The organism is Bacillus sp. X1(2014) (assembly GCF_007678255.1).
On the sequence record NZ_VEED01000003.1, the window covers coordinates 253,346 to 266,273 of the forward strand.

Sequence of the window (12,928 nt, forward strand, 5' to 3'; positions counted from 1 at the left end):
AAACAGATGGATTTACTTACAAAAACTAGAAGGATTAACGTATTATTGCAAAAGGCGGCTGGAAAACCAGTTAATTTTAAGGAAATGTCCGAGACATTGAGTGAAACAATTGAAGCAAATGTGTATATTGTCAGCCGTCGCGGTAAACTTCTTGGTTTTTCAATTTATCAGCAAATTGAAAACGAAAGAATGAAAAAGATGTTTGAGGATCGTCAATTTCCTGAAGAATATACTAAAGGTTTATTTAATATTCAAGAAACATCTTCAAACCTTGATATTGAAAGCCAATATACTGCTTTTCCAGTGGAAAACAGAGACTTATTCCGTACAGGTTTAACAACAATTGTGCCAATTATTGGTGGTGGGGAGCGTCTGGGAACACTTATCCTTGCAAGATTAGAAGCAAAATTCCATGATGAAGATTTAATCCTTGCAGAATATGGTGCAACAGTTGTAGGTATGGAAATCCTTCGTGAAAAGTCAGAAGAAATTGAAGAAGAAGCAAGAAGTAAAGCAGTTGTTCAAATGGCGATTAGTTCATTGTCATATAGTGAACTCGAAGCGATCGAGCATATTTTTGAAGAGTTAAATGGCCGTGAAGGGTTATTAGTTGCATCTAAAATTGCAGACCGTGTTGGAATTACCCGTTCAGTTATCGTTAACGCTTTAAGAAAGCTTGAGAGCGCTGGGGTAATCGAATCACGTTCACTTGGTATGAAAGGAACATATATCAAAGTCTTAAATGATAAGTTCTTGATTGAATTAGATAAACTAAGAGCAAATTAATTAAACCATTCCCTAGCCACGCTAGGGATTTTGTTTTTTTAGTAAAGTAATGCTTGATTGTTATTATCACATATGCTATATTATTTTACGGTGTTAATACACACGCTTATTGATTTAAACAGATGGTGCTGTTCATAACAGTTTCTGTTTAAAAATGAAGTAAGCGGAGGAAAACAAACCATTAGGAGGAAAAAAATCATGTCAGTAATTTCTATGAAGCAATTGCTTGAAGCTGGTGTACACTTTGGACACCAAACACGCCGTTGGAACCCAAAAATGAAGAAATATATCTTCACAGAGCGTAACGGTATCTATATCATTGACCTACAAAAAACAGTTAAGAAAGTTGAAGAAGCTTATAACTGGGTTAAGGAACTTGCTGGTAACGGCGGAACAGTTCTTTTTGTTGGTACTAAGAAACAAGCTCAAGATTCTGTTAAAGAAGAAGCAGGCCGTTCTGGTATGTACTATGTTAACCAACGTTGGTTAGGTGGTACACTTACAAACTTTGAAACAATTCAAAAGCGTATTGGCCGCTTAAAAGATATTGAAAGAATGTCTGAAGACGGTACTTTCGAAGTATTACCAAAGAAAGAAGTAGTACAATTAAAGAAAGAACAAGAACGTCTTGAAAAATTCCTAGGCGGAATTAAAGACATGAAACAACTTCCAGACGCATTATTCATCATCGACCCTCGTAAAGAGCGTATTGCTGTTGCGGAAGCAAAGAAATTAAACATTCCTATCGTTGGTATTGTTGATACAAACTGTGATCCAGACGAAATCGATGTTGTTATCCCAGCGAATGATGATGCGATTCGTGCGGTTAAACTTTTAACTGGTAAAATGGCTGATGCGATCCTTGAAGCTAAACAAGGTGAAGAAGTAGCTGTTGAAGCTTAATTTAAGCGATTAAATGAAAAGGTGATAAGAGGGAGACCCTTTATCACCTTTTTTTAAGAAGGTTTTTTTAAGAAAGTTTTATATTAGCTGTCATTGGCTAAGATATGGATACATAGAAAAATAAAGGAGGAATTACATTATGGCAATTACTGCTCAAATGGTAAAAGAATTACGTGAAAAAACTGGTGCAGGTATGTTGGATTGTAAAAAAGCATTAACTGAAACTGATGGTGATATGGACAAAGCAATTGACTTCTTACGTGAAAAAGGAATTGCATCTGCGGCTAAAAAAGGTGACCGTATCGCTGCAGAAGGATTAACATATGTTGTTACTGAAGGGAACAATGCAGTAATCTTAGAAGTAAACTCTGAAACTGATTTCGTTGCGAAAAACGAAGCGTTTCAAGCACTTGTAAAAGAATTAGCTGCACATCTTCTAAAAAACAACCCATCATCTGTTGAAGAAGCATCTGCTCAAACAATGGAAAATGGTGCTACTGTTGCAGACCATATCAATGCTGCGATTGCTAAAATTGGTGAAAAATTAACACTTCGCCGCTTTACAGTGCTATCAAAAACTGACAACGATGCATTTGGTGCTTACATTCATATGGGTGGCCGCATTTCTGTGTTATCTGTACTTGAAGGTACTACAGATGCAGACGCTGCAAAAGATGTTTCTATGCATATCGCTGCACTTAAGCCAAAATACGTTTCTCGTGACCAAGTTTCACAAGACGAAGTTGAGCATGAGCGTCAAGTATTAACTCAACAAGCTCTAAACGAAGGCAAGCCTGAAAAGATTGTTGAAAAAATGGTTGAAGGCCGTCTTGGAAAATATTTTGAAGATGTTTGTGTTCTTGACCAAACTTTTGTTAAAAACCCTGATCAAAAAGTACGTCAATTTGTTGAATCTAAAGGTGCTACAATCCGTGAATTCGTTCGTTACGAAGTAGGAGAAGGCATTGAAAAACGTGAAGATAACTTTGCAGAAGAAGTAATGAATCAAATTAAAAAATAATCGAAAATATTCTTGAACAAAAGGGAATATTACGAAATAGCTATTAAATAGGGGACACTATGTGTTCCCTTTTTTAAGAAGAAATAAATACATATTGGAGGTTTATATGAGCGGTCCTAAGTACAAACGCGTAGTTTTAAAGTTGAGCGGTGAAGCACTAGCTGGTGATGAAAGCTTTGGTATCAAACCTTCAGTAATCAAATCAATTGCTATTCAAGTGAAAGAAATAGCAGAACTTGGTGTAGAAGTTGCTGTCGTTGTTGGCGGTGGTAACATTTGGCGTGGTAAAATCGGTAGTGAGATGGGAATGGACCGGGCAACAGCTGATTATATGGGGATGCTTGCAACTGTAATGAATTCTTTAGCTCTACAAGATAGCTTGGAGCACTTAGGGATTGAATCAAGGGTACAAACATCAATTGAAATGCGCCAAGTGGCAGAACCTTATATTAGACGCCGTGCGATTAGGCACTTAGAAAAAAAACGGGTGATCATTTTTGCGGCTGGTACAGGGAATCCATATTTCTCAACTGATACAACAGCAGCACTCAGAGCAGCGGAAATTGATGCTGAAGTGATTTTGATGGCAAAAAATAACGTCGATGGAGTTTATTCTGCTGACCCGCGTTTAGATGCTAACGCAATCAAATATGAAGATCTATCTTTCCTTGATGTCCTTAAAGAGGGATTAGCAGTTATGGACTCAACTGCCTCTTCATTATGTATGGACAATGATATTCCATTAATTGTATTCTCAATTATGGAGCAGGGTAATATTAAACGAGCTGTTATGGGTGAAAAAATAGGAACAATTGTTAGGGGGAAACATTAATGCCGAAACAGGTCATTGCTGCGACAAAAGATCGTATGACAAAAGCGCTTCAGTCATATTCACGTGAACTTGCAAGTATTCGAGCGGGAAGAGCAAGTGCTTCATTATTAGATAGAATTACAATTGATTACTATGGTGCACCAACTCCTGTCAATCAAATGGCTGGAATTACCACACCTGAAGCAAGACTAATTGTGATTCAACCTTATGATAAATCCATTCTTGGTGATATTGAGAAAGCTATCCTTAAATCCGATTTAGGATTAAATCCTACCAATGACGGCACGGTAATCCGCCTTGCGATTCCACAATTGACAGAGGAGCGCCGTAAAGAACTGGTTAAGTTAGTTAAAAAGTATTCAGAAGAAGCTAAAGTAGCTATCCGTAATATCCGTCGTGACGGTAATGATGATTTGAAGAAGCTTGAGAAGAATGGGGAAATTACTGAGGATGCTCTTCGCGGTCATTCTGATGATATTCAAAAGTTAACTGACGAATACATTAGTAAAATTGATCAAGTCACAAAAGATAAAGAAAAAGAAATTATGGAAGTATAATTCATTATCGAACCCTCTGTTTAGGGGGTTTTTCAGTATTTTATTACGTAAATAAAATCTATTGAGGGATTTTGAGTGTTGTCTGAAAATAATTCTTAATTCCTTTTATTTTACATAAGTTATTAATAGAGATATCTTAATGCTTTTTTGGTATGATAAAAACATGCTACCCCGAAATGTCCATTACATAACAACACATGCTTCAATGGAATTGATCGATGATTTATTTTCGGAGGAAATGATTAACTAATTAGAGGAGCAATGTCATGTTTAATAAAATAAGGCTTGGGAAGAACCGTAACAACCTTTCCACACTCCGAAATAAAATAGATGAAATAAAAAAATTGCCTGTTCCTGAACATGTGGCGATTATTATGGATGGAAACGGGCGTTGGGCTAAAAAACGAGCTTTACCGAGGATTGCTGGTCATCACGAAGGTATGAAAGTAGTCCGTAAAACAACGAAATTAGCAAATGAACTTGGAATTAAGACGTTAACATTATATGCGTTTTCGACTGAAAATTGGAAAAGACCAAAGAATGAAGTGGAATATATAATGAGTCTTCCTGACGAGTTTTTAGGTACTTTTCTCCCTGATTTGATTTCAGAAAATGTACAGGTGAAAATGATGGGTTACAAAGATCAACTTCCTCCACATACTCTCCGTGCAATCGAAAAAGCGATTGAAGATACGAAGGATAACGACGGGTTAGTTCTCAATTTTGCTTTAAATTATGGGAGTAGAGCGGAAATACTTGATGCCGTTAAGAAGGTCTTAAATGATAGCAAAAGTGGTAAACTAAATGAGACAGACCTAGATGATAAAGTCTTTTCTTCCTATCTAATGACTGCCAACTTTACTGACCCAGACCTATTAATTCGTACGAGTGGTGAAATTCGACTTAGTAACTTTATGCTTTGGCAGTTAGCTTACTCAGAGTTTTGGTTTACAGATGTGTTATGGCCGGATTTTAGTGAGGAACATTTACTTGAAGCAATTGATACCTTCCAAAAACGGCAGCGTCGGTTTGGTGGTATATAGTACAACAAAGGTGTTGAAAATTAAATGAAGCAACGAATCATAACAGGAGTCATCGCAGCTGCACTTTTTTTGCCCATCGTTTACTTTGGTGGATTTCCAATGGTATTACTTACGTATTTTTTAGCGACGATCGGTTTATATGAGCTATTGAAAATGAAAAAACTTAATATTTTTTCGGTCAATGGTGTATTATTAGTTTTATTTCTATGGGTGCTGCTCTTCCCTGAAAAGTATCATCACATATTAGATTCATTTTATTACTCAAAAGTCGAAATTTGTATTGCGTTAATCCTATTGTTATTAACCTTTACCGTCATAACCAAGAATCAATTCACATTTGAAGATGTTTCATTTTCAATTTTGTCAGCTATTTATGTAGGGATTGGCTTTTACTTTTTCTTTGAAACAAGACAAGATGGCGGACTCGTCTTTATTTTGTATTCCTTGTTTATGATCTGGGCTACCGATTCAGGGGCGTATTTTATTGGAAAGGCTCTTGGAAGGACAAAGCTATGGCCGGAAATTAGCCCCAATAAAACAGTGGAAGGATCAATTGGCGGTATTGCTTGTGCAGTATTGGTTGCTGTGCTCTTTGCGCTTTTCTCTGACATCAACGTCGGTCTTTTATCATTAATGGGCATTACAGTAGTTCTTTCTGTTTTTGGACAAATCGGTGACTTAGTTGAATCTGCCTTTAAGCGTCATTTTAATGTTAAAGATTCTGGAAATATCTTACCGGGTCACGGAGGGATTCTTGACCGATTTGACAGTCTATTATTTGTTTGGCCCTTGCTTCATCTGTTTCACCTATGGATATAAAGCGTATGTGCTTCACATTTAGGAGTTGACCTTATTGAAAAAAATTAGTTTATTGGGTGCCACTGGATCAATCGGCACCCAAACGTTAGATATTATTCGTGAGCATCCAACTGAATTTAGTGTTGCAGCCATTTCTGTTGGTAAGAATATTGATTTGGCTCGAAAAACAATTGTTGAGTTTCAACCTGAGCTTGTTTCTGTACAAGACTATCAAGACTGTCATACATTAAAAGCAGAATTCCCTACTATTAAGTTTACATTTGGTCAGGAAGGATTAATTGAGACTGCCGTTTATGAAAAAGCAGATATCCTTGTCAATGCTGTCATTGGAAGTGTGGGTCTAAATCCAACACTGCAAGCGATTGAGAGTGGGAAAGTCATCGCGATTGCTAATAAAGAAACGCTTGTAACTGCTGGTCATTTGGTAATCGATGCTGCTAGAAGAAATAATGTGCCGCTCCTTCCTGTCGATAGTGAACATTCTGCCATTTTTCAAGCCTTGCAGGGGGAGAAAGAAAAAAATATTGATAGATTAATTTTAACTGCTTCAGGCGGAAGCTTTCGTGATCTTTCCAGGCAAGAATTGAAAAATGTGACTGTTGAACAAGCATTAAACCATCCAAATTGGTCGATGGGTGCCAAAATCACCATTGATTCGGCATCGATGATGAATAAAGGTTTGGAAGTAATTGAAGCACACTGGCTCTTCAATATGCCATATGAAAAGATTGATGTATTGCTGCATAAAGAAAGCATCATCCATTCTATGGTAGAATTTCATGATAGCAGTATTATTGCCCAGCTTGGTACACCAGATATGAGAGTACCCATCCAATTTGCACTCACTTATCCTGATCGCTTAGCATTGCCTACATCAAAGCGTTTGGATTTAGCAAGCATCGGGAAATTGCATTTTCAGGAAATGGATGTGGCGAGATTCCGCTGTCTAGGGTTTGCCTATGAGGCAGGAAAAAAAGGAGGCTCGATGCCTACCGTATTAAATGCAGCTAATGAAGTGGCCGTTGCAGCATTTCTAGACGGAAAAATTCATTTCTTGCAGATTGAAGATTTGATTGAAAAGGCATTAACTACTCACCAAATCGTGGATCACCCTAGCTTAGCGGCTATCCAAGAGATTGATACAGAAACAAGAGAGTATGTACGTTCACTTCTATAAAAAAAGGTGGTTTTAATTTGACTACAGTTATTGCCTTTATTGTGATTTTTGGCGCACTTGTATTCTTTCATGAATTAGGTCATTTGATTTTCGCAAAAAGGGCAGGTATTTTATGCCGTGAATTTGCCATAGGGTTTGGGCCAAAGGTATTTTCTCATAAAAAAGGGGAGACGACTTATACCATTCGCTTACTACCGATTGGCGGATTTGTCCGTATGGCAGGGGAAGATCCAGAAATAATTGAAATTAAGCCTGGATATCGAATTGGCCTGTTATTTGATAAGGATGAGAAAGTAAATAAAATCATCTTGAATAATAAAGAAAAATTTCCTAATTGCCGGATTGTTGAAGTGGAATATGCCGATATAGAAAAAGATTTAATCATTAAAGGATTTCCTGACGATGAAGATGAGGAATTAAAAACATTTGCCATTAACCCAAAAGCAGTCATCGTAGAAAATGGGGTCGAATCACAAATTGCTCCCATTGATCGTCAATTTGGTTCAAAAACATTAGGGCAAAGAACAATGGCTATTTTTGCAGGACCAATGATGAATTTTGTACTAGCATTCATTGTCTTTATTATTATTGCTTTTATTCAAGGTGTTCCTACGAATGAACCTAAGTTAGGTGAAATCACTCCTGAAGGTGCAGCAATGGCTGCAGGTCTTAAAAAAGGTGATTTAATACAGACGATCAATGGTTCAGAAATAACTAGTTGGTCTGATGTTGTAGAAGTCATTAGGAAAAACCCGAATGAAAAACTCGATTTTTCAATTCGCCGTGACAATAAGGATTTAGATATCACTGTAACCCCAATTGAAAAAACGGTGGAAGGAAAGAAAATCGGACTGATTGGTGTATATAGTCCAGTTGAAAAATCACCCATTCAAGCGGTAAAAGCAGGATTCACAGAAACTTATTTCTGGACTAAGCAGATTTTTGTGATGGTTGGTAAATTAGTTACGGGACAATTTTCAATCGATGCTCTATCTGGGCCGGTTGGTATTTACCAAGCTACTGATTCTGTTGCTAAATCTGGAATTTATTATTTAATGAAGTGGGCCGGGATTTTAAGTATTAATTTAGGTATTATGAACTTATTACCTATTCCCGCTCTTGATGGCGGCAGATTGATGTTTTTTGCTGTTGAAGCTGTCAGAGGAAAGCCAATTGATCGTCAAAAGGAAGGGATGGTTCATTTTATTGGATTTGCTCTCCTCATGCTCCTCATGCTCGTTGTAACGTGGAACGATATTCAAAGGTTTTTCCTATAAGATGATAAATTTTATGTAAAATAAGGGGCCGTTAATCCGGTCCCTTATTTTTTTTAAAAGAAAACTTTTTAACTAAATTGGAGAATTTTTTCTGTCGATTAATGCCGAATCAAATCGACTCATATGATATAATTATTTTTTGACGAGATAAATAAAGTGATTTTTAATAGATGGGAGAGAGAACGATGAGCGAACATGCCTTAGGCAAAAAAGAGCGATTCCAACTCTTGCTCCAGCAGCTGCAATTGATCGAGGATGCTGTTGTGGTGCATTTTAACAATGCGCAAATAGATAGGTTATTAGTTGAAAAAAAGAATCGAAAGTGGCATTTTCAATTTTTACTCGAAAATATCCTTCCCTATAATATCTATGTTCTGTTTACGACACAACTTGAACGGACATTTTCAAACATTGCCACGATATCTTTCCAAATTAATGTAACAAATCAAACCATTTCATCAGAATTAATTCGAGATTATTGGAGTTATAGCATTCAGCAAATTGATGGGATTGCTCCGCCACTATTAAAACTGTTGCATGAACAACTCCCTGAAGTGAATGGAAATAAACTAACGATTACGGTTCGTAACGATACAGAGGGACTTGCATTAAAGAGGAAATATGGAGAGATAATCTCAAAAATATATCAATCGTTCGGGTTTCCTAGTCTTTCAATAGAGACGGACCTGAAGAATGTTGAAAAAAGTGATGAATACCAACAATTTTTACTTGCTAAGCAAAAAGAAGATCAAGAACGCGGACTGCAAGCAATGGTAGAATTGCAGAAAAAAGAAGCTGAAAAGGACCAAGCTTCGGGTGAGTTGCCAACTGGACCACTTACTATTGGTCTCACGATTAAAGATAATAACGACTTCCGTAGTTTGATTGATATTGTCGATGAAGAAAGAAGAGTAGCAGTGGAAGGTTACATCTTTGATGCTGAGATTCGTGAACTCAGGAGCGGCCGGTCTCTGTTGACCTTTAAAATAACGGATTATACAAGTTCCATCTTGGTAAAAATGTTTTCGCGAGATAAAGAGGACGCTGCTCTCTTCCAATTAGTCAAAAAGGGTATGTGGGTAAAGGTTCGAGGAAGCATTCAAAATGATACCTTTGTCCGTGACCTCGTCATGATCGGAAATGATATCAATGAAATCAAACCGGCAGGCCGGAAGGATACAGCTCCTGAAGATGAAAAACGGGTTGAGCTCCATCTTCATACCCCGATGAGTCAAATGGATGCTGTCACACCTGTCAGTGCGTTGATTGCCCAGGCTAAAAAATGGGGTCATAAAGCGATTGCTGTAACCGACCACGCCGTTGCCCAATCTTTTCCAGAAGCATATGGTGCAGGGAAGAAAAATGATATTAAAATTCTTTATGGAGTTGAAGTAAACTTAGTAGATGATGGGGTGCCAATCGCTTATAATGATGCGCACCGTCAGCTTACCGAGGATACGTATGTCGTTTTTGACGTTGAAACGACTGGTCTATCAGCAGTGTATAACACCATTATCGAACTAGCCGCTGTAAAAATACATGATGGAGAAATCATTGACCGTTTTGAATCGTTTGCCAATCCACATCACCGTTTATCGGCTACTACGATTAACCTCACTGGAATTACCGATGATATGGTTCAAACTGCACCAGAAATAGAGGAAGTACTTCGGAACTTTAGGGAATGGGCCAGTGATGCAGTACTTGTAGCCCATAATGCTTCCTTTGATATGGGTTTCCTAAATGTCGGCTATAAAAAAATAGGCTTTGATAAAGCCAGTAATCCTGTTATTGATACGCTTGAGCTTGGTAGATTCCTCTATCCAGAATTGAAAAACCATCGGTTAAATACGCTGGCAAAGAAGTTTGATATTGAATTAACCCAGCATCACCGAGCAATATATGATGCAGAGGCCACTGGTTATTTACTTTTGAAAATGTTAAAAGATTCCCTTGAAAAAGGTATCGAATATCATGATCAATTTAATGATAACATGGGAAAAGGCAATGCCTACCAACGTGCTCGTCCGTATCACTGTACATTATTAGCTCAAACTCAAGCAGGTTTAAAGAATCTATTTAAACTTGTATCCATATCCCACCTCGAATACTTTTATCGTGTCCCTCGATTGCCTCGATCTGTTTTACAAAAATACAGAGAAGGGATTCTTGTTGGCTCCGGATGTAATAAAGGAGAAGTATTTGAGGGGATGATGCAAAAATCTCCTGAGGAAGTGGAAGGTGCTGCCCGCTTTTATGATTACATTGAAGTCATGCCAAAAGAAGTCAATGCACCGTTAATTGAAATGGAATTGGTGAGCGATGAAAAAGCAATGGAAGACATCATTTCGAAAATCGTTAACTTAGGAGATAAATTAGGACTTCCAGTCGTTGCCACAGGAAATGTTCATTACCTTAACGAAAATGATAAAATTTATCGCAAAATATTAATTAACTCGCAAGGGGGAGCAAATCCGCTCAACCGTCATCAACTTCCAGATGTTCACTTTAGAACAACCAATGAAATGCTTGATGCCTTTTCATTTTTAGGAAAAGAGAAAGCAAAAGAAATTGTAGTCACGAACACAAATAAAGTTGCTGATATGATTGAAGTCATTAAACCAATTAAAGATGATTTGTATACACCGAAAATTGAGGGTGCCGATGAAGAAATGCGTGAAATGAGTTATGCAATGGCACGTAAAATTTACGGTGACAACTTGCCAGAAATTGTTGAAGCCCGGTTAGAAAAAGAATTAAAAAGTATTATTGGGCATGGATTTGCCGTTATTTATTTGATTTCACATAAGCTAGTAAAAAAATCATTGGATGATGGCTACCTTGTAGGTTCAAGGGGGTCTGTCGGTTCATCGCTGGTTGCGACAATGACAGAAATTACCGAAGTCAATCCACTGCCGCCACATTATGTATGTCCAACGTGTAAGCATTCAGAGTTCTTTAATGATGGATCAGTTGGGTCTGGTTTTGATTTACCTGATAAAGATTGCCCGCACTGCGGCGGGAAATACCATAAGGACGGACACGATATTCCTTTCGAAACGTTCCTTGGATTTAAAGGGGACAAGGTTCCCGATATCGATTTAAACTTCTCGGGAGAATATCAGCCGCGTGCCCATAACTATACAAAGGTTCTTTTCGGAGAAGAATATGTTTATCGTGCAGGAACGATCGGCACGGTTGCAGATAAAACAGCTTTTGGTTATGTGAAGGCATATCAGCAGGATAACAATCTTCAACTCCGCGGAGCCGAAGTGGAACGACTAGCTTCGGGCTGTACAGGTGTTAAAAGGACAACGGGACAGCATCCGGGGGGGATTATCGTAATCCCTGATTACATGGATGTTTATGATTTTTCACCGATTCAATTCCCAGCTGATGATAGAAATTCTGAATGGAAGACCACCCATTTCGATTTCCATTCCATCCATGATAATGTCTTGAAGCTCGATATTCTTGGGCACGACGACCCGACAGTCATTAGGATGCTTCAGGATCTGAGCGGAATGGATCCAAAAACAATCCCAACTGACGACCCTGAAGTTATGAAGATTTTCAGCGGTACCGAGTCATTAGGCGTAACAGAACAACAGATTATGTGTAAAACGGGGACATTGGGGATCCCTGAATTTGGTACGCGTTTTGTTCGTCAGATGCTTGAAGATACAAAACCAACTACTTTTTCTGAATTAGTGCAAATCTCAGGATTGTCACATGGTACCGATGTATGGCTGGGGAATGCTCAGGAATTAATCCATAATAAAACATGTAATCTAAGTGAAGTAATTGGCTGCCGGGATGATATTATGGTTTACCTTATTTATCAGGGGTTGGACCCATCCTTTGCTTTTAAAATTATGGAATCAGTTCGTAAGGGTAAAGGCTTAAGTGAAGAAATGGAAGCTGAGATGAGAAAAAACGAGGTTCCGGAATGGTACATTGACTCTTGTAAAAAGATCAAGTATATGTTCCCTAAAGCCCACGCTGCTGCCTACGTACTTATGGCAGTAAGAATTGCGTACTTCAAGGTGCATTTACCGCTTCTATATTATGCCGCTTACTTTACTGTTCGTGCTGAAGATTTCGACATAGAGGCGATGTCTCGCGGTTCAGAAGCAATACGAGCTAAAATTGAGGAAATCAATGCTAAAGGCTTGGAAGCATCAAACAAAGAGAAAAACTTATTGACTGTTTTAGAACTAGCCTTAGAAATGACAGAAAGAGGCTTCGTCTTCCAAAACTATGATTTATATAAATCATCTGCATCTGAATTCATCATTGAAGGCAATACGTTAATACCGCCATTTAATTCGATTCCAGGTCTCGGAACGAATGCGGCCTATAATATTGTCAAAGCTAGGGAAACAGGAGAGTTTTTATCTAAAGAAGATTTGCAGCAACGCGGAAAAGTATCTAAAACCATTCTTGAATATTTGGACAAACAAGGGTGCCTCGCATCCCTTCCAGAGCAAAACCAGTTATCTTTGTTTTAAAT

General features: G+C 37.9%; 10 protein-coding genes. All 10 read left to right on the forward strand.

Features of this window, described 5'->3' with window-relative positions; all coding sequences use genetic code 11:
• The first annotated feature begins 6 nt into the window (after nt 1-6).
• The 10 genes from codY (at nt 7) to FS608_RS08815 (ending at nt 12,926) form a co-directional block, all read left to right on the forward strand.
• Nucleotides 7-786 (forward strand): GTP-sensing pleiotropic transcriptional regulator CodY, encoded by a 780-nt coding sequence (gene codY, locus FS608_RS08770; protein ID WP_144549032.1) that lies wholly within the window; start codon nt 7-9, stop codon nt 784-786.
• A gap of 198 nt (nt 787-984) precedes the next feature.
• Nucleotides 985-1,689 carry a 30S ribosomal protein S2 gene (gene rpsB, locus FS608_RS08775; RefSeq protein ID WP_144549034.1) on the forward strand — a complete coding sequence of 235 codons (705 nt, stop codon included), beginning with the start codon at nt 985-987 and terminating at the stop codon, nt 1,687-1,689.
• Between the two features lie 139 nt (nt 1,690-1,828).
• A complete protein-coding gene (tsf, locus tag FS608_RS08780) occupies nt 1,829-2,710 on the forward strand; it encodes a translation elongation factor Ts (RefSeq protein WP_144549037.1) in 882 nt (293 codons plus the stop codon).
• A 106-nt stretch (nt 2,711-2,816) separates the two neighbouring features.
• Entirely contained in the window at nt 2,817-3,542 is a 726-nt protein-coding gene (gene pyrH, locus FS608_RS08785; RefSeq protein ID WP_026566459.1) for a UMP kinase, read from the forward strand.
• The gene (gene frr / locus FS608_RS08790) at nt 3,542-4,099 is read left to right on the forward strand and encodes a ribosome recycling factor (RefSeq protein WP_144549039.1); all 558 of its coding nucleotides are present in this window, start codon (nt 3,542-3,544) and stop codon (nt 4,097-4,099) included. The genes pyrH and frr overlap by 1 nt, the downstream gene beginning before the upstream one ends.
• A gap of 266 nt (nt 4,100-4,365) precedes the next feature.
• Nucleotides 4,366-5,142: an undecaprenyl pyrophosphate synthase gene (locus tag FS608_RS08795; RefSeq protein ID WP_144549041.1), complete on the forward strand. Its 777-nt coding sequence runs from the start codon at nt 4,366-4,368 to the stop codon at nt 5,140-5,142.
• 24 nt (nt 5,143-5,166) lie between these two features.
• Nucleotides 5,167-5,961, forward strand: a complete 795-nt coding sequence (locus FS608_RS08800; RefSeq protein ID WP_144549043.1) for a phosphatidate cytidylyltransferase — start codon at nt 5,167-5,169, stop codon at nt 5,959-5,961.
• A 34-nt stretch (nt 5,962-5,995) separates the two neighbouring features.
• Nucleotides 5,996-7,138 (forward strand): 1-deoxy-D-xylulose-5-phosphate reductoisomerase, encoded by a 1,143-nt coding sequence (gene dxr, locus FS608_RS08805; RefSeq protein WP_144549045.1) that lies wholly within the window; start codon nt 5,996-5,998, stop codon nt 7,136-7,138.
• Between the two features lie 17 nt (nt 7,139-7,155).
• Nucleotides 7,156-8,415 carry an RIP metalloprotease RseP gene (gene rseP, locus FS608_RS08810; RefSeq protein WP_144549047.1) on the forward strand — a complete coding sequence of 420 codons (1,260 nt, stop codon included), beginning with the start codon at nt 7,156-7,158 and terminating at the stop codon, nt 8,413-8,415.
• A 185-nt stretch (nt 8,416-8,600) separates the two neighbouring features.
• The gene (locus tag FS608_RS08815) at nt 8,601-12,926 is read left to right on the forward strand and encodes a PolC-type DNA polymerase III (protein WP_144549049.1); all 4,326 of its coding nucleotides are present in this window, start codon (nt 8,601-8,603) and stop codon (nt 12,924-12,926) included.
• The last annotated feature ends 2 nt before the right edge of the window (nt 12,927-12,928 follow it).

Coding starts and splice junctions, on each gene's coding strand:
- codY (WP_144549032.1), top strand. CDS start 7: ATGGATTTACTTACAAAAACTAGAAGGATTAACGTATTATTGCAAAAG.
- rpsB (WP_144549034.1), top strand. CDS start 985: ATGTCAGTAATTTCTATGAAGCAATTGCTTGAAGCTGGTGTACACTTT.
- tsf (WP_144549037.1), top strand. CDS start 1,829: ATGGCAATTACTGCTCAAATGGTAAAAGAATTACGTGAAAAAACTGGT.
- pyrH (WP_026566459.1), top strand. CDS start 2,817: ATGAGCGGTCCTAAGTACAAACGCGTAGTTTTAAAGTTGAGCGGTGAA.
- frr (WP_144549039.1), top strand. CDS start 3,542: ATGCCGAAACAGGTCATTGCTGCGACAAAAGATCGTATGACAAAAGCG.
- FS608_RS08795 (WP_144549041.1), top strand. CDS start 4,366: ATGTTTAATAAAATAAGGCTTGGGAAGAACCGTAACAACCTTTCCACA.
- FS608_RS08800 (WP_144549043.1), top strand. CDS start 5,167: ATGAAGCAACGAATCATAACAGGAGTCATCGCAGCTGCACTTTTTTTG.
- FS608_RS08815 (WP_144549049.1), top strand. CDS start 8,601: ATGAGCGAACATGCCTTAGGCAAAAAAGAGCGATTCCAACTCTTGCTC.